Genomic DNA, 20427 nt, shown 5'->3' with positions numbered 1-20427 from the left:
CTAAAACCTTTTATCAGAAGTAAAAACTAAAATTATCTAGCAGATGTTCTTTCTTGCTTCTCTGGAAAATTGTAATTGTAAATATGTTGGGTTTCACTTCGTTTAACCCAACCTACTATTGATTTTGAATTGTTTACACCGTTACTCCTTCCAATTCTTCATCAGTTAAATCATACAATTTCCGCAGTTTATCCAACTTCTCTTGATCAGCTTGCCACAAACTGCGTCCTGATGCTTCTAACATTCTCCCCACTATATTTCTAAAAGCTTCAGGATTTGCTTTGCGTAATTTTTCTGCCATTTCTGCATCTAAAGCATAGGTTTCTGCGGCTTGGTCATAAACCCAATCATCTCGAAAATCAGCAGTACCACCCCAACCGATTAAAGCTGTCATGCGTTGAGAGATTTCAAAAGCGCCACCAGAACCTTGATTAGCCATTGCGTCAGCCCATTTGGGGTTTAGCAGCTTGGTTCTGTATTCCATTCGCAACAAATCATCCAAATTGCGGGGTGTGGTGTCTTTAGAGAAACTTTCCACAAAACTGGCTTGTACCTTCCTACCACTTTGTTTTTCTGCGGCTTTTTTTAAACCGCCTGTATTCGCATAATATTCCTGAATATCAGTTAAACCATATTCTACCGAATCTATTTCTTGAACAATGCGATCGCTTGTTTTTAATAAAGTCTGCAATACTTCCGGCCTAGCTTGTCCCTTATCCTGTCTACCATAGCTAAACACATTGCGGCTTTCCCAAGTATCCCCCAACTCTTCCCCCGACTCCCAATTACCATCGACAACTCTATCATTAACCAAAGAACCAAAATCACCAGATGGATTAGAAAACAACCTCGCTGAAGAATTTTCCACACCTTGCGCTTTCAAAGCCAAAGCGTGTTTTCTGATAAAATTCATTTCCTCCGGTTCATCAGCATCAGCAGCACGTTGAAATAAATCATCTAACAACTCAATAATATTCACAAAACTATCTCGAAAAATACCCGATAGATTTGCTAACACATCAATACGTGGATGACCAACTTGATCAAGAGGTTTCAAATCATATCTAACTATTCTTCCCGTTCCTTCCTTCACAGGTTCAGCACCCACCAATTCCAACAAAATTCCTAAAGATTCACCCTTAGTTTTAATCGCATCCAAACCCCATAACAAAACTGCCACAGTTTCAGGATAATTCTGATTATCATTTGAATGTTGAGAAATAATTTTCTTAGCAATTTCTCTACCCCGTTCAAAAGCAGCAGGAGAAGGCATACGATAAGGATCTAAAGCATGAATATTTCTACCCGTAGGTAAAACACCAGCACCATCCCTTAACAAATCACCACCAGGTGCAGGAGGAATAAACTCACCATTCAAACCACGCAAAAGATTCGTTAACTCATCAGTAGATTGATTTAATAAATCTGTAATTACTCGTTCTTCTTCCTCTCTGTGTTCTCTGTGTCTCTGTGGTTCGTTTTCTCCCCCAAAATAAGCATCCAAATAACCAGCTAACTCCTCCTGATTCGGTGCTTCACCTAGAGTATGTAACCCAGAAGAAAAAAGACGATTTTCGAGAACTTGCAGATATTCATACAACTTCACCAAATAATGGTCAAAAGCATGATTACTAAACATCCTCACATTTTCCGGTGTAAATGAAATCCCCAACCTTTTCGCATCATCAAAAGGACAATCCACCTCCAAACCAGTATCAACAATTTTCTTACAAATCCCTTCCTTTAACAAATAATTCTTTCCTGGATCTTCCCGATATTCAGCAATTAAATCTCGTAAATTTACTAATTCCTTATATAAACCAGCGCGTCCATAAGGCGGGACATTGTGAGAAATTAACACCCCATAACCGCGACGTTTAGCTAAAATTGATTCCGAAGGATTATTAGCAGCATAGATATATAGATTGGGCAGATTTCCTAAGAGAATATCAGACCAAGAATAACCAGTATTTCCTAAAGGTGAACCGGGCAACCATTCCACAGTTCCGTGCATTCCAAAATGAACAACCGCATCAGCTTTAAATTCATTTTGTAACCATTTATAATAAGCTGCATATTGGGGATGAGGCGTTAAATCTCTTTCAAACATTAACCGCATGGGGTCGCCTTGAATTCCTAACGGTGGTTGGACACCTATCCACACATTTCCTAACTGTACACCTCCAATATTAAACTCATCTCCATAGGTTTTAATACCGCTACCTGTGAGATATTTCCATTGTTTTTCAATTCTGGATGTTTGGAGATATCCTAACCATTTTTCTAATGTTCTAGCATTGACAGTAGAACCCCCCCTAGCCCCCCCGGACATGACTTCCTCTCCGCTTGTGGGGAGGGTTGGGTTGGGGTTTTCATCTGCTTCTTTAATTTGGCGAATTAATTCTTCCCCATCTTCAGGAATGTCACCAACTGTATAACCTTGTTCTTTCAGGGCATGAAGTAATTTAATTAAACTGCGAGGAACATTTAATAATGCAGCCGTTCCCACTGCACCATAACCGGGAGGGAAGCCATATAAAATAATTGCTATTTTGCGTTCTGAAATGGATTTTTGTCGCAGTGAAACCCAGCTTTTGACTCTATTAATTAAACGCTGAACTCGTTCGGGAACTAAATAAATTTGTTCACCTACTAAACCACCCAATGGAATAGTATCAATTGCCCCGTCTAATTCTGGTAAAGCATATAAAACCACACTTTGTAAACCACCAACCCCTTGACGTACCCAAGAATAAATATCTTGAATTAATAAAGGTGCAGCGACAATATAAGGAACATTTTTAGCTGTGAGAATGCGTTTAGCAACTTCTACCTGTCTTCCTGCTTCCATTGAACCAGCGGGGCCACCAACTAAGGGAAATCCGATAGTAGAAACTACAGCATCTACTTTCACGGCTTCTGGGGAAAGGGAAGGGGTTTCAATGTTACCGAGTTGACGTTGTTGGGTTTCGTAGTCGGTTGTCATCCAATCACGGACGGCTACGTGTCCTTCTACACCGTTGATAAAGATGGGTAAAGGTGTTAAACCCGCTTCCTCAAATTTACGAATCAGTTGGAGAATATAGGGTAATTTGGTAATAACGTGCTTTCGGTAAAGTAAAATACCAATAATTGGGGACTGGGTAATTTTATTCCTTTCTTTCTCCTGACTCCTGACTCCTGACTCCTGACTCCCTCTTTGATACCATTCTAAGTATGCTTTGGGCGATGTAAAAAACCCTTGATAGTCGGGATGTAATAACCCCATATTGGGGGTTTCGATGGGTGGGGGGATGTCACCGACTCTTAAATCTAAGTATCTTTCCGCAAGTGTTAAAAATAGAGAGGCGACATTTTCTGAACCACCTGCATTCCAGTAACCGTAGATAATTAACCAGTTACGTAAGTCTTGGACTTTTTGGACGGGTACGAATTTGAGGAGTTTGGGGCCGATTTTGAGGAAGCTGATATAACCTGCGAGTTTGTCTTCTTCTTTACCATTGCTGAATTTGTCAAGGATGAATTTAACGGGTTTTGGCATTCCTTTCGGTTGATCACCGATCGCAAATTCTCCTATTTTTGTTAAACTCATCAACTCCAGTGCTGACTCAAAAATAAGCCTGATAGGGATGTTAGCGATCTGTTCCCGTAACCATAAAACTTCGTCGTAGTCAAAGATTAAGCTGCCGAAAAACACATCTGCACCTTGGAGTGCGGCTTTTACTTCGTTGCGCTTAGTGGTAATATCGCGATCGCTAAACACCCGAATATCCAACTCTTTCACCCGCGAATTCGCCAAAAAAGCCGCATCCCGGTATAAGTCAGCGTTAAATGATTCAAAGCCTGCAATCAAGACGATGCGTTTCATGCCTTAAGTTATTAAATCTTTCTTTGCTTTTATCTTAAACATTTTTGCAGGTTCATGGTGGGAATATCTACCTATCATGGTTAGATTTCAGCCTTTTTGCTGATAACCATTAGCTGACAGAACTGATGCTGACATCTCAGTTATATTATGATTGCCTAAATCTCTAGTTAAACCTCATCCAAGTTGAAAACTGGAATTTTTCAAAAGGGAACTCTTAACAGGGAAGGTATAGGATTTGGGAACAAAACCCGATTAAGCAAAAACTATTGGTTTCAAAGTAGACGTAGTTTACTACTAATTTGGTTAAATTATGATGTGGCAGATTGTAGGTAAATGAAGTATGAAATTTAAACCAGAAACCGAGTATCAAAAGGGTTGTACTCATGAGTCTTGATTCCTGACTTCTGACTCCTGCTGTATGTGATATCATAAACCTGTGTTTTTTGACTACAAAAAATCCCAAACAAGCAAATTTTCTTCTTTAGATATTTTGAAAGCAAGTTGAGGATACACTATGAAATTTGGCATTGATATCGGGCATAATTGTCCTCCAGATACTGGGGCTAGAGGCATTAAAGTTGAAGATAATTTAACTGTGGAGATAGGTAATAAAGTTATAGCTAAGTTAAAAAGTCTAGGACATGAAGTAATACCCTGTAAACCCGCTAGTGCTAGTACAGTAGGTCAATCTCTTGGTAGACGTTGTGATACAGCTAATAGAAACAAAGTTGATATTTTTGTTTCTATTCATTTTAATGCCTTTAATGGAAAAGCTAATGGCACCGAAATATTTGCCCAAAGCGATGCTGGCAGAAAAATTGCCCAACCAGTATTAGATGAAATCATCAAGTTAGGCTTTTTTAATCGCGGTGTCAAGAATGGTTCTCATTTGTATGTGATTAGAAATACAAATATGCCAGGAATTCTCATTGAATGTTGCTTTATTGATTCGGCAAAAGATATGCAACTATATGATGGCGAAGCAATGGCTAGTGCGATCGTTAAAGGCTTAACTGGTAAAGTTGCATCTGCCCCTGTGAATTCCATCCCAGATGAGGCAGGGAACAAAGATACTAGTATTCTGAGGTTACAAAAAACCTTAAATCAACTCAAAATCACCGATAGAAATGGTAAAACTTTAGTCGAAGATGGCATCACTGGACCGGCAACAACTTCTGCTGTTGAAAAATTTCAGAAACTTGTAGGAATTCTCCCAACGGGAATGGCAGCAAGTAGTACCACTTGGACTGCATTGAACGAGATATTAGCCAAGCGAGTTGTCCAAGGAACCCATACTAGTGGTGTGGTAATCAGATACTTGCAATTTCGTGTAGGTGCTACTCCTGATGGGATCTACGGCCCACAAACAGAAGGGGCAATTAAGAAATTTCAACAGCAGAATGGTTTAACTGCTGATGGAATTGTCGGGGCTATGACTTGGCAAAAATTGATTGGTTAGTATCAACTTTTCCCCTAAAAGCATGGTGTATTAGGCTTATTTAACACACCAATCATCAATTGTAAAAAAATTGGTGTGTTTAAACCCCCAATTTCTTAAATCAGAGACATCAAGAATAATTGACCACAGATAAACGTAGATAAAGATGGATAGTTCAATTGATGTCATTATTCTGTGCAGCCTCACATGAAATTGATTTAATTTCAATCTGCTGTATTTAGGCACATTATAAATTAATCTTTTGTTTCCTTTGCTTCATTGTCCGAAACCGTAGGTTGTAGTACGGCTAAATGTAAATTATATCTAGCCTCTGCTTGTAAATAACGTTGTTGTAGTGGTTGCCATTCTTGCCATAATTGATAACGATTTGCAGCTAATAATGTCGTTAGCCCTTGTAATTGATTGTCAAGTTCTGATTTGAAAATATTCTCTAACCACTCATGTAAAACCATATTATCTTGGATCATTCCCAAGATTTCTTGGATATTTTTGACATCATTAATCTGGGCGGCAAAAGACTCACCATATAATTCAGTAAATAACTCCATTTGGTAACGGAGACGTTTGGCTTGTTTCCGTAAACTATGCAGGGTTTCACCTTCTATTTTGAGATGTTCTTCTAATTGGGTTGGTGTCCATTTTGTTTGCACTACTATTTCTGATTTAACAATTTTAGTACCAATTAGCCATCCTGGATGTAAGCAAAATTCACTAACTTCTGGTGAAAGTAAATCTGGCAACACGTGATGAATGGGTACAGATGAGAAAGTTTGATAACTGGGATTTTTTAACCAATCTTCACATTTATTTTTTAAAGATTTATAAATTTCATCTTTAAATGTTTTCTGAACATGAGAAAATGCAGCTTCCCGTTCTTTATGTAATGCAGTAATTGCTGTTTGTAGAAATTCTTGTTCTCTTTCAACTAAATGGGGTTTGTAATTCTTTTCCAGAATTTCTTCGAGTACATCTAAATCTCTAAGACTACCTAAAATTCGGGCAAGTTTACCGATATTTTTGTCACTGACTGATTTTGGTAAACTTAAATATCTCTCAAATCTACTAACAGCCGTACGTAGACGACGCATCCCTACACGCATTTGGTGTACTGCTTCTGGATCTTCATCTTTTTTGACTGATTTTTCCCATTTTATAGTTTTCTTAAAGTGTTTTTCAATTGCTTGATATGCACAGTCTCCTAGAGTTTTGATTGTTGTGGTTGTGGCTAAAGTCATACTTGATAATAATTAACTATTTAACAGGTTTTTTGCATGATAGCACTAGTCAAAAATTAACCTCTATATCTTTCATATATTTTTTTAAACCAGTTGATACTTACAGCAGCGTCAGGAGTAAAACTGGCTTGGTGTCTGGCTTTGAATTTAAATTCTGTAACTCATTAGACATAGGAGTGAAAAAGAATGTAAAGACGAGAATCTCTACCCATGTCACTTCTCTACAAGGGTTCTAGGATATGCATATTTAAATTTGGTCGATGTCTATTGATCTGCAATCCGCTGTAACAATATTTTATATCTTGAGATACTTGATTATTTAAGATAAATGTGCGTGACTTGCTAACTATCACTTGTGTATTTAAATAAATAAAAATTAAGTGAAGTAACATCAGGTTGACTGGGCAGTTTTTAGAGATTAGTTGAGATAGCTTGTACTGGACAAGTGGGAATACACTGTTCACAGACAATGCAGCGCGATCGCGTGAAGGTGAGTTTATAAGTCGCTGGATTGAGGGAGAGGGCTTCAGTCGGACACACCCCAGTACACAAACCACAGTCAACGCATACATCTTCGTCAATCACAATTTCCCCTAAATTATGGGAAACACTGATGTGCTGCGATCGCATCCACTCAATCGCTGCATCCAATTGATCAATATCTCCCGATAGTTCCACTACCAATTTACCAATTTGATTGGGGGCAACTTGAGCGCGGATAATATTAGCTGCAACGTTGAAATCTTTTGCTAGTCGGTAAGTAACAGGCATTTGAATAGCACGTTTAGGAAAGGTGAGAGTAACTCGTTTTTTCATAAATAGGTAAAATGAAAATACTTAATAAGTTTTAATAAAGAAATTATGAGTACAGATGCACCTGTGAATTCTCCCATCAAGCCTGAATCTACCTTTGGCAGACGTATGAGAAACTTCCTCATTGTCATTGTAGCGATCGCACTAAGTTTAGCGCTATTTTTAGGACTCCGAACCCAGACAGACTCAGTTTCCCTCACCCAATTAGATCAAGATTCCACACCCTTAGAAGTTGCTCTCACCAATAATCAACCCACTTTAGTAGAATTCTATGCTGATTGGTGTACCGTCTGCCAAAAAATGGCTCCTGATATGGCCTTGTTAAAACAGCAGTATGCAGACAAGCTAAATTTTGTCATGTTGAATGTAGATAATACCAAATGGCTGCCAGAAATGCTCAAATATCGCGTAGATGGCATTCCCCATTTTGTGTTTTTGGGCAAGCAAGGAGAGGCTGTAGCCGAAGCAATTGGCGATATACCCCGTTCTGTAATGTCCAGTAACTTAGAAGCCTTAATAGGTGGTTCTGCCCTTCCTTATGCCCAAGCCAGCGGACAGACTTCTAAATTCTCAGCCCCAATATCAGCTGATGGTAATCAAGATGATCCTCGTAGTCATGGTAACCAAGTTGTTAATTAATAGGTAATTGCCAGTCAGGAGTCAGGAGTCAGGAGTCAGGAGTCAGGAGTCAGGAGGAAGAATATTTTTCTCTTCTATTCCCTATTCCCCATTCCCTATTCCCTGTTCCAAAACACCACTTTGAATCATGAGTTTTGGCCAGATTAATACAAAAAATCCCATCCAAATTAATAGAGGTATCGCAACGAGAATTGTTAACCAGATGATTTTAAATATTAACCAGCTACCGCTAATTAAAGTTATCGCCGTAAGTATTATCGACCAAGGTTGACACCACCAAGGTTTATAATTCCAAGGGTTTATAAGCTTTTGTTCAGACATTTTTATTACTAAAAAGAGTTTTTTATCAAAAAAAGGCAAAATGCAAGGAGTAGAAATAAGGGGAAAACGATTTGTAGTAGTAAGTTAGTCCACTACAACCTGACAACTGTTATCATCGTCCATCAGGATTCCATTTTTCTAATGCTATATATTGGTTCTGCACCAAATCTAAAGGCTCAACGACACCACTAGAACTGGACACGCGAAACCAATAAACTGGACTAGTAGTTTTGTCTGGATGATTTTCAAACACGCTAACTACATAAAAAGGCGTATCTGTAGTAGGAGAACTTTCAACAACTGCTGCAAGTTTTATACTCCCTCTAGAAAGACTGGCAATTTCTCGTGCTTTGCGTTGCACTTGTGGTAAATTCCAGACTAAATTGAAAGCTTTTTTTTCATCTAGGGTTTTGATAGAGTTAGAAGTTTTTACCGCAGTGGCTTTATTAGATTTAGCCGGAGGTGTTAAGTAAGCTAATTTTTGGTCAGTATGGATTTCCTTGCCATAACCAATGTTTTCAATGGTTGAATATGCACCTAGCACTCCTGTAACTAATAACCCCATTAGAGGGTAATGAGTAAATTGTTTCTTGGTGTTACCCCTAAGCATAATGATGCACCTCCATAATCATGTAATGTTGATCCCCGTATAACTAAGATACCAGGGGTTAGACCCCCTATGTCTAGTCTTGACAAAAGTGTAGATGTTGCTGTAGGTGGTTTGAATTGGGATAGACAATAGCGATCCCCACTCCATATTACACCCAAGATTGGCAATGCAAAAACAACAGGACGCGATCGCTAATTTAACCTTTGATATAGCAATTGTTTTTCATTTATGAACAAGTCATTTCAACGTTCACACAGCACATAGCACGGAAACTCACAGGGTGCGGAGGCAGAGAACAAATAAATGTTATGCTTACGGCTCTCAGGAATAGATATCTCATTTAGGAGCGATATATGTTAATATTGCTTCTGGTCCTTCTGGATTGTCAGAAAAATTCTGACTCCTGACTCTTGAATTCTGTTCGATAAACTAGATATTGTAATTGTAGCCATCAGAAAAAATATGTTTTCACAGAAATTACAGGGTGTTATTTTCGCAATACTTTTAACCATAAATATTTTAATATTTCCTGAAATTACTTGGGCTTTAGGAATTGAGTCAGGTCATCTCACCTCTTGTCCAGCTTCCCCTAATTGTGTTGTTAGTCAAAATGCTGATGCTAAACACACCATTGAAGCAATTCCCTATCATTTAGACCATGATCAAGCTAGAGAAGCATTACTAAAAGTTTTATCAGTTGTACCCCGGACAGAAGTAATAGAACAAACAGATAATTACATTCATGCTCTTTCTAAAAGTCGTATTTTCAAATTTATTGATGATGTAGAATTTTATTTACCTGCCAATGAGCCAGTAATTCATATACGTTCAGCTTCTCGCGTGGGCGATTCTGATCTTGGAGTCAATCGCAGACGTATGGAGCAAATTCGTCTGGCTTTGCGCGACCTCAACATTTAACAGAAGAAGACAGGAGTTCAGAAGTTCAGGAAAATATTGAGAACTCCTGGCAATTGTAGCTGGTATCCGCTTTTACAACTATTCTTAAAAATATGGATTCAATAAATTATTGGCTGATGAAATCAGAACCAGAAGCTTATAGTATTGCTGATCTGCAACAACAGTGTGAGACTATTTGGGATGGTGTTCGCAATTATCAAGCTCGCAATTTTCTCCGCCAAATGCAGTTAGGAGACTTAGCTTTTTTTTATCATTCTAATACTAATCCTCCTGGGATTGTGGGGTTAATGCGTGTAATTAAAACAGGCATTGCTGATCCAACACAGTTTGAGCCAACAAGTAAATATTATGACCCTAAATCAACTCCTGAGTCCCCACGCTGGCAAACAGTAATGGTGGAATTTGTTGAGACTTTCTCTAATCCTATTTCACTATCAACACTCAAAGAAAAATTTAGCCACGATGAGCTACTTTTAGTAAGACCAGGAAATCGGTTATCGGTGATGCCTGTGTCTTCAGCAGTAGCTAAAAAAATACAAAATGTGGCATAACCGAACGGTAGAAAAATTTGGTCAACTTGGGCGTAGCTTGAAAAAGACAAGGGAGGCAAAATTATGGGGAAATCATACACACCCCTTGCTTTTAACTTTCTAACGTTCCACAAGTTCCCGCACCAAAGCTGCTAACTTATCAGCACTATCGGGAGATGCGATCGCTTTTGCCCTCTCTCCCATCTTCGCCAACTCTGTGGGTGACTGCAATAACTCTAAAACTTGCTTTTGTAATATTTCCGGTTTCAACTCCGATTGTTTAAAAGTCAATGCTGCACCAGCATTAGCAAAAACCGCTGCATTATAAGATTGATGATCTTCAGCCGCAAAAGGATAAGGTATCAAAATTGCTGGTGTACCACATACAGCCAACTCTGTTAAACTTCCAGCCCCAGAACGACTAATAGCTAAATTTGCCCGTCGCAACAAAGCTGCCATATTGTCATAAAAAGGCAAAGATATATACTGGGGATGTTGCAGACTAGCCACCTCTGGATCTTGATCGCCTGTTAAATGTACTATGTAAGCCCCAGCGTCAAACCAAGCTTGAGCAGACTGACGAACTAGTTGATTAACCGCCACTGCACCCTGACTACCGCCAAAAACGACAATTAAGGGAACACCGTCAGGAATTGGTAAGTCTAAAGTAATATCAACTCCTGCATCTAGGAATTGCGATCGCACGGGAGTACCCACACACACATTTTTGGAACGGGGTAAATATTTTACAGCAACTTCAAATCCCACCGCTACTGCACTACACCAAGGGCCAAAAAAGCGGGTAACTTTACCGGGTAAAGCATTAGATTCATGAAAAACCACAGGTAAACCCAAAGAACGAGCCGCAATAACCGCAGGCCCTGCAATATAACCCCCCGTGGTAAATAATCCCTGGAAATCTCCCTGTTTAAGAATGCGTCTCACCTCTAAAATTGAACCCATCAGCTTCAACAAGATTCGGAGAGAAGAAAGACCGAAACCTTGCTGAAAGCCTTCAACTGCAATCGTATTCAGAGGATATTGTCCTGGGACAAGCTGCGTTTCTAGTCGGTTGGGGACACCGAGCCATTCAATTTCATAGTTTGGCAGTTTTTGCGCCAGTGCGATCGCTGGAAACAAATGTCCACCAGTCCCACTAGCAGCTATCAGTAATCGTATTGGTGCGTTTGCCATCAAAGCTATACCATTTAGCGCCTAGCTTAACTAAGATAAAACAAATTCCTTACTTTCTCTTATCAAATCAGTAAACTCTTACTAATGACTAACATTATTGCCTTATTAATGAAACGCAACAAAACCTTTCCTGTGGGTATTTCCCTAGCTTCGTTCTTACTGACACTTGGTTTCAGTAGTAATCGGCAAATTGCTCAAGCTAATACACCAGACACAGCACCCGCAGCACTTAAAACCCTGCTAACTCAAATTGATACAGCTTCCAATCGGGGTGATGTTAAAGGCGTAATGCAATTTTACAGCCCCAATTTCACTCATGGGGATGGATTAAACCGCCAAACAATGGAACAATCCTTGAAATCTTTTTGGAAGCGTTATCCCCAACTACGATACACCACACGCTTGCAATCTTGGAAAACTGAAGGCAATAACATCATCGCAGAAACAGTCACCACCATCACCGGTCTACCTTCTGCTAACAGTCAGAACCTAGCTCTCAACTCCACAATCACATCCCGTCAACGTCTTTCAGGTACAAAAATCCTGCGTCAAGACATTTTATCAGAACGCACCCAACTTACCTCTGGGCGCAAACCACCGCAAATAGAAATGAAATTGCCAGAACAGGTAAAAGTAGGTCAGAAATATAACTTTGATGCGATCGTTCAAGAACCATTAGGAAATGATTTCCTTCTGGGAAGTGCGCTAGAAGAAACCATCCAACCAAACAAATATCTCAATCCCACAGCAGTAAATCTAGAATTACTGACTGCTGGAGGACTATTTAAAACCGGACTCGCACCATCTACCCCCGGACACCAATGGATTTCTGCCGTCATTCTTCGCAATGATGGCATGACAATGATCACCCAGCGTTTAAAAGTAGTGAAAAAGTAATTAATTTAATCAGTGGTAATATACAGCAGGAGTCAGGAGTCAGGAGTCAGGAGTCAGGAGTCAGGAGCAAAACCTGCTTGAGCCTTAATCTTTGGTTTAATTTGTACTTCATTTACCTGAAATATGCTGTAACTACCACTGAAAATCCCTTATCAACTAGCTTAATCTTCATCCCCTTTGCACTCTCCCTCTCTGCGCCTCTGCGCCTCTGCGTGATAAAAACAACATCTGTAGAAAATCCAGCAGAACGTAAGTAAGTTACAAATTTGCAAACTTATCTGTTGCCTCAATCAAAGCACTACGAATACCAGGTTCACTCATCGAATGTCCCGCATCAGGAACAACGATAAATTCCGCTTCTGGCCAAGCTTGATGCAATTCCCAAGCCGATATCATTGGACAAACCACATCATAACGTCCTTGCACAATCACCCCTGGAATATGACGGATACAGTCAATATTTAATAACAATTGATTGTCAGGTTCAAAAAATCCACCATTCATAAAATAATGGCATTCAATCCGCGCAAAAGCCGCCGCAAATTCATCATTCCCAAACTGTCGTATTAATGAAGTATCTAATAACAATTTACTTGTGCTTGCTTCCCAGATTGACCAAGCACGCGCAGCTTCAAGTTGAATTTGTAAATCTTGACTTGTCAAGCGTTGATAATAAGCCGTAATCATATCCCCTTGTTCAGCAGCAGGAATAGGTTTAAGGTATTCTTCCCAAGCATCAGGAAAAATATAACTAGCACCTTCTTGATAAAACCAATGTAATTCTTTTGGTCTGAGCATGAAAATACCACGTAGAATTAATCCTTTGCAACGAGAAGGATGGGTTTGACTGTAAGCTAATGACAAAGTACTGCCCCAACTTCCACCAAATACTACCCATTTTTCTATACCTAAATATTCACGTAATTTTTCAATATCGTTGACTAAATCCCAAGTAGTATTTTCCCGTAATTCAGCATGAGGCCGACTTTGACCACAACCACGTTGATCAAACATTACCAAACGCCATTTTTCTGGGTGGAAATATTGCCGATAAAATGATGGACATCCACCACCAGGCCCCCCGTGTAATAAAACAATTGGCTGACCTTGGCAATTACCTGATTCTTCAAAATGAATCGTGTGCAAGTCAGAAACCTGTAAATTACCTTCTCGGTAAGGTTGGATAAGTGGATATAGTTCTCGCATTTTTTCAATTTTAATAAAAGTATAGGAGTAGCCCTTTCAAGGTGGTGAAATTTGGAAAAATGGACATAAAAATCCCCAAAAGAGCCGTGATAACAGGGTAGAAAGATTCATGACCAAAAAAGAAATAGCAAAAGAAGTTAAAGAAGTATGAGGCAGTTTAGTCATGCCTCTACCCAGGCTGATTTTTCTTGCAGTTATCAAAAAACCGAGCGATCGCACTCCATGCCCTTTCTGCACTAGCTTGAAGCATAGGGGAAATCAGGATTAGCCGCAAGCACAGCGCAATATGCGCTCAACTCGTATTTGCCAATGCCCTGATTATCCATCCGGTATAGAACACAACTATTACGAACAAAAGGAGCAGTGCGGATAGCTTCATCCAGCTTCCCTTACTGCTCGTTCGCCCCTGACAGTTTTACTTCAAATGCCAGCATCTTTACGCTCAAATTAATGCGTAATCATAACACAGATTTTAGCCCACCTTTCATCCCCTCCCTACTTCGTTATGGTAAGGTAGGCAATGGCCACTGTATCCGGGTTTCAGTGGCCATTGCCCAGCCTACACTACTTAAAGATTTTCACAAATCAAATATGATTTCTATATCTAATCAGGTAGATAATCAGATTCACTTTCACAGATTACCGTCATGAATAAGCAACTAATTTTCGCAACTTTAGGCCCATCCGGGACTTGCCATGAGCGAGCGACTAAAGCTTACATTGCTTTTCAGGAATTGCCTAATGCCAAAATAGAATTGTTCAATGATCTATTAGAAGCACTGGAGCAACTACATGATGGTAAAGTTGACTTTATCATTCAAAATTCTGCTCATCCTAAAGTTTATGAATTAACAGAAAAGTACTTTCGGGAAATATTCGTGATTGATAGCTTCTTATGTCCAACTACTCCTATGGGAGTGCTGAGTCGTCGTGATGTAGAACATCCCCGCAGTTTAGGACTAATGCCTGCTACGCGGGCTTATGTCAATACAGAACGCTGGGATAACTTGATCTATGAGACAGCAAAGCCCATAGTGGGACAAAACTTGTTGACGGGTAAGTATGATAGCGGTATCGCAGCTTTACACTTTGCTGAAGAAAATCCTGACATATTAGTAGTTGATGAAGTTATTGGCTCTGTCCAAACAGCTTGGCTTGTATATGGTCGCCAGCAGAATAGGCAACGAGAAGTGATTGGGATCAAAAATTCCCAACTTTTCCAATCAGAACTTTCTCATGCATAGTTAATCAAATTAGAAGATATTAGAAAATGTCAATATTTTTCCCAATTCCTCAAACGGTCAAGCCGCGCTCAGATTTAGAATTGACACTTTTTCATTGTCAAGAAATAGTTGTGCAATTAGATAATATCTTGCCAGGAGCGATTTTTGAGCCGCATCAACATCCAGAAAGCCAAATGGGTATGATTTTTACTGGCTGTGTAGAAATCAATGTCGGTGGTAAGAAAGAAATTTTAGAGCCATTTGAAAAAGTGTTTGTCGCAGGAACTAATATTCCACATGGTTCTACAATTCTTTGCCAAGAACCCGTTCTCGGAGTTGAGATAAAGTATCTCATAAAATCTCAATCAAATGGACATATTGATCCACCTATCCTCAAGCTAGAGCCTACGATAGATCAAACTACAGGTTTTCCTTGTAAGTTCGGTGCTAGTTCCTGGTTTAAAATAGCGGTTTTAGAAATTCCTCCACATGAGAAATTGCCCACAAGCATAACTAACACAGAGGAAATTGGCATTATTCTCAATGAGCAAATTATGATGAAAGTAGGTGAGGAAGAAAAACTTTTGGAATATGGTAGCATTTACTATGCTCCCCCAGGCGTTGCTCATGGTGGGTATAGCACTTCAGATAAAGCGATTTCTTTAGTTAAAGTTTCCCTGCCATCTTAATAGCAAGTCACAGATTTGATAGTCTTTTTATTTGATGATTACTAAACAACCAAGTGGTGAAAATATTGATGGAAGCCATGAACAGACTGGAAGGTTTTAGACAAGAAATTGATGACGTGGATTCTCAAATTGTTGAGGCATTAGCCAAGCGGTTTGAGATTGCCAAACGGGTGGCTGACTTTAAGAAACAACAAGGTATTCCGATGATGCAACCAGATCGGGTGGAAGCCGTGAAACAACGTCGTCGGGAATTGGGGACGCAGCATGGTCTGGATGGAGAGTTTATGGTTGCACTATACAGTCTGATCATTCAGGAAACCTGTCGCGTAGAAGATGAAATTATAGAAGCGCAAGGTTAGTGAAGTCTTGCCTCAAATCGTAGCGTTTTTAAATGCAAGAGGGACACGGAGGTTTGCTAAATTTCTTCGCTACGAATTAATGAAATGCTGTAATTAGACATGACTAATTTTCCCGAAAGCCTCATAAATACCTAAGCAAAATTAATTGAATATTTTCGGAACAAATAAAAATCCCTATAGTGCTTATCTGTTCCCTATTCCCTCTCCTAAATGTACAATTTATTTTGCACGATTACTTAAGTGTAATTTTTCACAACTAACTTAATTCAGGATTGCTACATGGCCTTAGAATTTTGCTCTTGGACTTACCTTAATGGACGCATCGTGCCAACTGAACTGGCACAGTTACCAGCAGATAATCATGCCCTCAATTTTGGAACTGCTGCCTTTGAAGCACTTCGGGTTTATCCCACTCCCAATGGTTCAAAGATATTAGGACTAGATTTACATCTCAACCGATTAAGACTATCAATGTTATCTTTGGGATTATCTCCTGTAGAACCTGAAGCAATTACCAAAGCATTGTGGCAAACCATAAGTGAGAACAATTTACAGCAGGGATATGTACGTTTGCTCGTGTATCCAAACGGAAATTGTTTAGGTTTAGATCCTTCGCCATTCCCTTCAGCCGCACTGGTTCTAGCTTGGCGCTCTGACAGTTCAGGATTTTTACCACCACTGACTTTAGGGATTAGTCATATCCGTCGTCCCGCAGCCGGTTCTACCCTCGCTAGAGCTAAGATCAGTGGCTTCTATGCTGTTGAAGCTGCGGCCGATCGCAATGCCAAAAAGCAAGGATTTGACGGTAATCTAATGTTAAATCCAGATGGCACCATCTGCGAAATGACAGGAGCAAATATTTTTATCGTCAAAGACTCTGTTTTGTATACTCCTGTTCTTCCTCAGAGTATTGATGGAGTCACAAGGCGTTTGGTTATTGAATTAGCGAGCGAATTGAGTATCCCTGTCAAAGAAGTACCCTTGCCTTTGGGAGACTTGATGGTGGCAGATGAAGTATTTGTTACCGGCACATATCATGAGATTCGTCCAGTTTCTGCCGTAGGTGGACAGGTTCTCGGTAGTCAATTACCTGGACTTGTTACCCAACGGCTGCAAGAGCGTTTCCAAAAAATGTTTCACAACCCGGAAGATGTCATCGCATCACGTTGGCTGACAGGAACGGTTATAGAAAAATCTATACCCAAGCCTGTGGCTAGTCAAGCATACCAGATTCGTGCTGCTGAGTTAACCGACGTTCCTGGGGTGATTGCAGGTATTGGTTCTCTGTTAGCGGAACTAAAAGGTGTTACAGAATTTCAACTTCCTCCTGCCGCAACGGAAGTTTGTCAGCGTCTGATTGCGGGAAAATATCCTGGTGCTATTTTCGTGGCCAATCCACAAGGGGACAATGATTCTATCCTTGGTTTGATTACTTTAACTGTGCAAGAAGCGATTCATGTGGCGGGTTCTTTTGTGCTAGTTCAGGAGTTATGGGTTCATCCAGAGCATCGTAGTCAAAATATCGGTGAAAATCTCATGAAAGCTGTGGAAACCTACTCTCATCAACAGGGAATTTCTCGGATAGAAGTTTGTTTACCAACCCATGAGTTCCCCAGCTTTTCTAGCACTCACCATTTTTATCACAAGAGTGGCTTTGAAGATTTTGGGCCGCGAATGCGGAAGATACTGGGTTGATACTCCCCGGTCTAAAAACACGGGGATTTTTGGTTCAACAAGACCACTTAAACTAGACTCCTTGCGTTATCTAGCGAGCGAGGTGAAACCCTACCCAAGCGATAAAGCGTACATCTCCGGCTTAAAAGACATCGACACCTAAAAATCCCAAAAATTTTTAGGTGTTAATTCCGGGGTTTTCAACCTATTTTCTTATAAGAGATTTGCCATGACAACTACAAATATACGTCATTTGTCTTTGGAGGTGAGCTTGCAAAGGGAAATGCAAGGCGCATCTCCAATAATTGTTACTTCTGAGGGAAACAAGGCTGGCAAAGAAGTTGAAGAACGTAGCCAGTGTATTGTTAAAGGTTTAGAGCGTCTTCCTAGATGCAATTTTTCCACAGCAGAGGTTAGCGATCGCTATCTTGACAACATTCTCCAAAAAATTCATCATCAGGAGTACCTTGACTTTTTGGATCATTGGAATCGGGTGCTGGTAGGAGAAGAGTTACTGTTTGATTATCCGTTTGTTGACCAGGGAATTGCAGCAGATACTCCTCTATTTGCGGGAGTCTACGACTTGTCTCGTGAAGGGGCTAGAACTGCAATCGCCGCAGCACAAAAAATTGTCAATGGTGCTTCTTTGTCCTATGCTTTGTGTAGACCTCCCGGACACCATGCTGGTCCTGCTTGGTTAGGAGGGTATTGCTTTTTAAATAATGCAGTTGCGGCTGTAGTTACACTTCTAGAATCTGGAATAGGTCCGGTAGGATTGATTGATATTGACTTTCATTTTGGCAATGGTTCTGCTGCTTTATTAGCATCACGACCAAGTGTTTGGTTCGGTTCTATTCACAGTTCCACAATCGTTAGTTACCCTTACAAAGAAGTTCAACCAGCTAATGATAGTCAAACTTTCATTCCTTTTTCCCATTCACCTAGTTCAGAAGAATTTTTAACTGGAGTTGAACAGCTAGTTAAAAAGTCCAAAATTGAATTTGGCTGCGCGGCTATGGTTGTTTCTGTTGGCTATGACATTATCATTGATGATCCTCATGGAGGTTGGCATCTACCACCTGCTATTTTCGAGGAAATTGGTCAGATTCTTGCCCAAGCATCCATACCACTTTGTATAGTGCAGGAAGGAGGCTATTTGTTAAATGCTTTAGAAGAATGTGCCTATAAATTTGGATTAGGATTGCTCGGTCGTAGTCAAAATAGTTAACTTTGGTGAAAAAATATGGTTCAAAATAACTTCTCTTCTTGACCTATCGGCAAATTTTCGACCATTATCTGTTTATGGGTTTCTTCAAAAGTCAGAGTCAAGGCTGAACTTGGTTCTAAAGCTGCGAGGGAAACACTACTATCGTCAATATCATTGCTAAATGTACTAGGTAACTTGATGACAAACATCAGCATTCTGATTGCATAAAAAACAGATAGACTCAACCACAAGAGATGGTTACTTGAAAACTTAATCGCAACAAAATTCGTAGGCGCAAACCCGACGATAAAAGCGATTAAGCTAACATTACGAAGAGTATGTCCTTGTGCCAACCCTAAGAAGTATCCTTCCAGGGTGAAATCTATTGAACTAAGTATGAGGACGAGTAGCAACCAGGGAACAAAAGTATCTATGTTAGATACGACTTCGGTGTGGTTAGTTAACAACCTAAAAATAGGATCAGGAAATAGCACACACACCCCCCCGAAAAACAATCCTACTACCAGAGCAGTTAAGACAGAAACACCAGCCAGGGGTGCTAATTGTTGTGCAGATCCTTTTCCTTTAAAGTTGCCTACCAAAGTTTCTGTACCAAATCCCAATCCGTCTACAAAATATGTATTAAAACTGACTATCTGCCACAGTAAAGCATTTTGAGCATAAATCATCGTCCCCATTTGTACTCCTTGATAGCTAAATGTTAAGGAGATAAACAAAAGAACTAAATTGCTAATAAAGATGTTTCCATTCAGGGTCAAGTTAGATTTTATAGCTGAGATTTCCCAGATTTTTCCAGCTAGAGTTCGTATTTCAATCCACTGAAATTCTCTGCACAAAAATATCAATCCCACCAACAACGATAGATATTGGCTTGTTGCAGAAGAAACTCCTGCCCCTGTACTTTCCCATCCCAAATAGATAATAAACAGATAGTCAAGTGCGATTTTGATACCATTGCCAACGAATGACAACAGCACAACTAAGCCACTTTTTTCTCGTCCTAGTAGCCAACCTATCAGGACAAAATTGAGCAAAACCGCAGGCGCTCCCCAAATTTGGGCGTTGAAATAGGCAAGACCTGAAGATTTGATCTCTGGGGTAACATTTAGTAGGGCAAACCCAATCTCTCCCAAAGGGTATCGCAAGAGTGCGATCGCACTCCCCAGCATCAGAGCAATTAAACCATTACGCAGTCCTACCAACAACATACCTTCTCGGTCATTTCGTCCAACTGCTTGCGCTGTTACTCCAGTGGTTCCCATTCGTAAAAAGAGTAAAACGAAGTAGAGAAAGTTAAGCAAGTTTCCAGCGAGTGTGACTCCAGCGAAGTGATGGATTTCTTCAAGATGACCTAAGAAGATGACACTGACTAAATTAGCCAGCGGTACCATAATATTTGATAGGACGTTGGCTAGAGCTAGTCGGAAGTAGCGGGGTATAAAGTCATACTGGCTGGAAAATGTCAGATTCATAGATTAAGCAGCTAATTACGGGGTCTAACACTTCATAAATCATTCAGAATAGCCCTTTGTATACAGTCTACTTGACAACTGCCAAAAAAGAC

At 40.0% G+C, this 20427-nt stretch carries 19 protein-coding genes and 1 pseudogene; 10 read left to right on the top strand and 10 right to left on the bottom strand.

Going from position 1 to position 20427, the window contains the following annotated elements:
- Positions 1-133: 133 nt before the first annotated feature.
- The gene (bchH, locus tag ACOWPH_RS12675; RefSeq protein WP_015215740.1) at positions 134-3868 is read right to left on the bottom strand and encodes a magnesium chelatase subunit H; all 3735 of its coding nucleotides are present in this window, start codon (positions 3866-3868) and stop codon (positions 134-136) included.
- A 514-nt stretch (positions 3869-4382) separates the two neighbouring features.
- Between bchH and ACOWPH_RS12670 the strand changes: the two genes are divergently transcribed.
- Positions 4383-5327: an N-acetylmuramoyl-L-alanine amidase gene (locus ACOWPH_RS12670; RefSeq protein ID WP_015215739.1), complete on the top strand. Its 945-nt coding sequence runs from the start codon at positions 4383-4385 to the stop codon at positions 5325-5327.
- Between the two features lie 233 nt (positions 5328-5560).
- Here the strand turns inward: ACOWPH_RS12670 and ACOWPH_RS12665 are convergent, their stop codons facing one another.
- Positions 5561-6562: a CHAD domain-containing protein gene (locus ACOWPH_RS12665; protein ID WP_015215738.1), complete on the bottom strand. Its 1002-nt coding sequence runs from the start codon at positions 6560-6562 to the stop codon at positions 5561-5563.
- A gap of 411 nt (positions 6563-6973) precedes the next feature.
- Entirely contained in the window at positions 6974-7378 is a 405-nt protein-coding gene (locus ACOWPH_RS12660; RefSeq protein WP_015215736.1) for an NIL domain-containing protein, read from the bottom strand.
- A gap of 45 nt (positions 7379-7423) precedes the next feature.
- Here ACOWPH_RS12660 and ACOWPH_RS12655 point away from each other — a divergent pair, with 45 nt between their 5' ends.
- Positions 7424-8014: a thioredoxin family protein gene (locus ACOWPH_RS12655; protein WP_015215735.1), complete on the top strand. Its 591-nt coding sequence runs from the start codon at positions 7424-7426 to the stop codon at positions 8012-8014.
- A gap of 81 nt (positions 8015-8095) precedes the next feature.
- Here ACOWPH_RS12655 and ACOWPH_RS12650 read toward each other — a convergent pair whose 3' ends face one another.
- Together ACOWPH_RS12650 and ACOWPH_RS12645 are read right to left on the bottom strand one after the other, a co-directional pair.
- On the bottom strand, positions 8096-8335 hold the full coding sequence (locus ACOWPH_RS12650; RefSeq protein WP_015215734.1) for a DUF6737 family protein: 240 nt from the start codon (positions 8333-8335) through the stop codon (positions 8096-8098).
- Between the two features lie 112 nt (positions 8336-8447).
- Positions 8448-8945, bottom strand: coding sequence for a hypothetical protein (locus ACOWPH_RS12645; protein ID WP_015215733.1), 498 nt, complete (start codon positions 8943-8945; stop codon positions 8448-8450).
- A 462-nt stretch (positions 8946-9407) separates the two neighbouring features.
- On the opposite strand from ACOWPH_RS12645, the gene ACOWPH_RS12640 reads away from it, so the two are divergent.
- Both ACOWPH_RS12640 and ACOWPH_RS12635 read left to right on the top strand, forming a co-directional pair.
- Positions 9408-9863, top strand: a complete 456-nt coding sequence (locus ACOWPH_RS12640) for a DUF1499 domain-containing protein (RefSeq protein ID WP_015215732.1) — start codon at positions 9408-9410, stop codon at positions 9861-9863.
- A 92-nt stretch (positions 9864-9955) separates the two neighbouring features.
- Positions 9956-10414, top strand: coding sequence for an EVE domain-containing protein (locus ACOWPH_RS12635; protein ID WP_242043143.1), 459 nt, complete (start codon positions 9956-9958; stop codon positions 10412-10414).
- A gap of 99 nt (positions 10415-10513) precedes the next feature.
- Here the strand turns inward: ACOWPH_RS12635 and murG are convergent, their stop codons facing one another.
- A complete protein-coding gene (murG, locus tag ACOWPH_RS12630; RefSeq protein WP_015215730.1) occupies positions 10514-11587 on the bottom strand; it encodes an undecaprenyldiphospho-muramoylpentapeptide beta-N-acetylglucosaminyltransferase in 1074 nt (357 codons plus the stop codon).
- A gap of 84 nt (positions 11588-11671) precedes the next feature.
- Between murG and ACOWPH_RS12625 the strand changes: the two genes are divergently transcribed.
- A complete protein-coding gene (locus ACOWPH_RS12625) occupies positions 11672-12484 on the top strand; it encodes a hypothetical protein (RefSeq protein ID WP_015215729.1) in 813 nt (270 codons plus the stop codon).
- 258 nt (positions 12485-12742) lie between these two features.
- On the opposite strand, the gene pip is transcribed toward ACOWPH_RS12625, so the two are convergent.
- From pip to ACOWPH_RS12610, 3 genes and pseudogenes are all read right to left on the bottom strand, one after another.
- Complete coding sequence (pip, locus tag ACOWPH_RS12620; protein ID WP_015215728.1) at positions 12743-13690, bottom strand: prolyl aminopeptidase; 948 nt, start codon at positions 13688-13690, stop codon at positions 12743-12745.
- Between the two features lie 36 nt (positions 13691-13726).
- On the bottom strand, positions 13727-13927 hold the full coding sequence (locus tag ACOWPH_RS12615) for a hypothetical protein (protein ID WP_250855397.1): 201 nt from the start codon (positions 13925-13927) through the stop codon (positions 13727-13729).
- A pseudogene (locus tag ACOWPH_RS12610) lies at positions 13863-14073 on the bottom strand (RNA-guided endonuclease TnpB family protein); the annotation flags it as partial. The pseudogene ACOWPH_RS12610 and the gene ACOWPH_RS12615, both read right to left, overlap by 65 nt.
- Positions 14074-14337: 264 nt before the next feature.
- Here ACOWPH_RS12610 and ACOWPH_RS12605 point away from each other — a divergent pair.
- From ACOWPH_RS12605 to ACOWPH_RS12585, 5 genes are all read left to right on the top strand, one after another.
- Positions 14338-14934: a hypothetical protein gene (locus ACOWPH_RS12605; RefSeq protein WP_015215727.1), complete on the top strand. Its 597-nt coding sequence runs from the start codon at positions 14338-14340 to the stop codon at positions 14932-14934.
- 26 nt (positions 14935-14960) lie between these two features.
- Positions 14961-15602 (top strand): cupin domain-containing protein, encoded by a 642-nt coding sequence (locus ACOWPH_RS12600; protein WP_015215726.1) that lies wholly within the window; start codon positions 14961-14963, stop codon positions 15600-15602.
- Between the two features lie 77 nt (positions 15603-15679).
- A complete protein-coding gene (locus ACOWPH_RS12595; protein WP_199327453.1) occupies positions 15680-15961 on the top strand; it encodes a chorismate mutase in 282 nt (93 codons plus the stop codon).
- Positions 15962-16240: 279 nt separating this feature from the next.
- Positions 16241-17656 (top strand): GNAT family N-acetyltransferase, encoded by a 1416-nt coding sequence (locus tag ACOWPH_RS12590; RefSeq protein ID WP_015215724.1) that lies wholly within the window; start codon positions 16241-16243, stop codon positions 17654-17656.
- A 208-nt stretch (positions 17657-17864) separates the two neighbouring features.
- Complete coding sequence (locus ACOWPH_RS12585) at positions 17865-18863, top strand: histone deacetylase superfamily (protein ID WP_015215723.1); 999 nt, start codon at positions 17865-17867, stop codon at positions 18861-18863.
- A gap of 20 nt (positions 18864-18883) precedes the next feature.
- Here ACOWPH_RS12585 and gntT read toward each other — a convergent pair whose 3' ends face one another.
- Positions 18884-20335, bottom strand: coding sequence for a guanitoxin biosynthesis MATE family efflux transporter GntT (gene gntT, locus ACOWPH_RS12580; RefSeq protein WP_015215722.1), 1452 nt, complete (start codon positions 20333-20335; stop codon positions 18884-18886).
- Positions 20336-20427: the final 92 nt, after the last annotated feature.

It is taken from the genome of Anabaena sp. PCC 7938 (assembly GCF_049315035.1).
In the GTDB taxonomy this organism is placed as follows: Bacteria; Cyanobacteriota; Cyanobacteriia; order Cyanobacteriales; family Nostocaceae; genus Anabaena; species Anabaena cylindrica.
This window is presented reverse-complemented; position numbering and strand designations above follow the sequence as displayed.

What these genes read in the sequence shown, in the direction of transcription:
- bchH (WP_015215740.1), bottom strand. Translation starts at nt 3,868, where the DNA reads ATGAAACGCATCGTCTTGATTGCAGGCTTTGAATCATTTAACGCTGAC.
- ACOWPH_RS12670 (WP_015215739.1), top strand. Translation starts at nt 4,383, where the DNA reads ATGAAATTTGGCATTGATATCGGGCATAATTGTCCTCCAGATACTGGG.
- ACOWPH_RS12665 (WP_015215738.1), bottom strand. Translation starts at nt 6,562, where the DNA reads ATGACTTTAGCCACAACCACAACAATCAAAACTCTAGGAGACTGTGCA.
- ACOWPH_RS12660 (WP_015215736.1), bottom strand. Translation starts at nt 7,378, where the DNA reads ATGAAAAAACGAGTTACTCTCACCTTTCCTAAACGTGCTATTCAAATG.
- ACOWPH_RS12655 (WP_015215735.1), top strand. Translation starts at nt 7,424, where the DNA reads ATGAGTACAGATGCACCTGTGAATTCTCCCATCAAGCCTGAATCTACC.
- ACOWPH_RS12650 (WP_015215734.1), bottom strand. Translation starts at nt 8,335, where the DNA reads ATGTCTGAACAAAAGCTTATAAACCCTTGGAATTATAAACCTTGGTGG.
- ACOWPH_RS12645 (WP_015215733.1), bottom strand. Translation starts at nt 8,945, where the DNA reads ATGCTTAGGGGTAACACCAAGAAACAATTTACTCATTACCCTCTAATG.
- ACOWPH_RS12640 (WP_015215732.1), top strand. Translation starts at nt 9,408, where the DNA reads ATGTTTTCACAGAAATTACAGGGTGTTATTTTCGCAATACTTTTAACC.
- ACOWPH_RS12635 (WP_242043143.1), top strand. Translation starts at nt 9,956, where the DNA reads ATGGATTCAATAAATTATTGGCTGATGAAATCAGAACCAGAAGCTTAT.
- murG (WP_015215730.1), bottom strand. Translation starts at nt 11,587, where the DNA reads ATGGCAAACGCACCAATACGATTACTGATAGCTGCTAGTGGGACTGGT.
- ACOWPH_RS12625 (WP_015215729.1), top strand. Translation starts at nt 11,672, where the DNA reads ATGACTAACATTATTGCCTTATTAATGAAACGCAACAAAACCTTTCCT.
- pip (WP_015215728.1), bottom strand. Translation starts at nt 13,690, where the DNA reads ATGCGAGAACTATATCCACTTATCCAACCTTACCGAGAAGGTAATTTA.
- ACOWPH_RS12605 (WP_015215727.1), top strand. Translation starts at nt 14,338, where the DNA reads ATGAATAAGCAACTAATTTTCGCAACTTTAGGCCCATCCGGGACTTGC.
- ACOWPH_RS12600 (WP_015215726.1), top strand. Translation starts at nt 14,961, where the DNA reads ATGTCAATATTTTTCCCAATTCCTCAAACGGTCAAGCCGCGCTCAGAT.
- ACOWPH_RS12595 (WP_199327453.1), top strand. Translation starts at nt 15,680, where the DNA reads ATGAACAGACTGGAAGGTTTTAGACAAGAAATTGATGACGTGGATTCT.
- ACOWPH_RS12590 (WP_015215724.1), top strand. Translation starts at nt 16,241, where the DNA reads ATGGCCTTAGAATTTTGCTCTTGGACTTACCTTAATGGACGCATCGTG.
- ACOWPH_RS12585 (WP_015215723.1), top strand. Translation starts at nt 17,865, where the DNA reads ATGACAACTACAAATATACGTCATTTGTCTTTGGAGGTGAGCTTGCAA.
- gntT (WP_015215722.1), bottom strand. Translation starts at nt 20,335, where the DNA reads ATGAATCTGACATTTTCCAGCCAGTATGACTTTATACCCCGCTACTTC.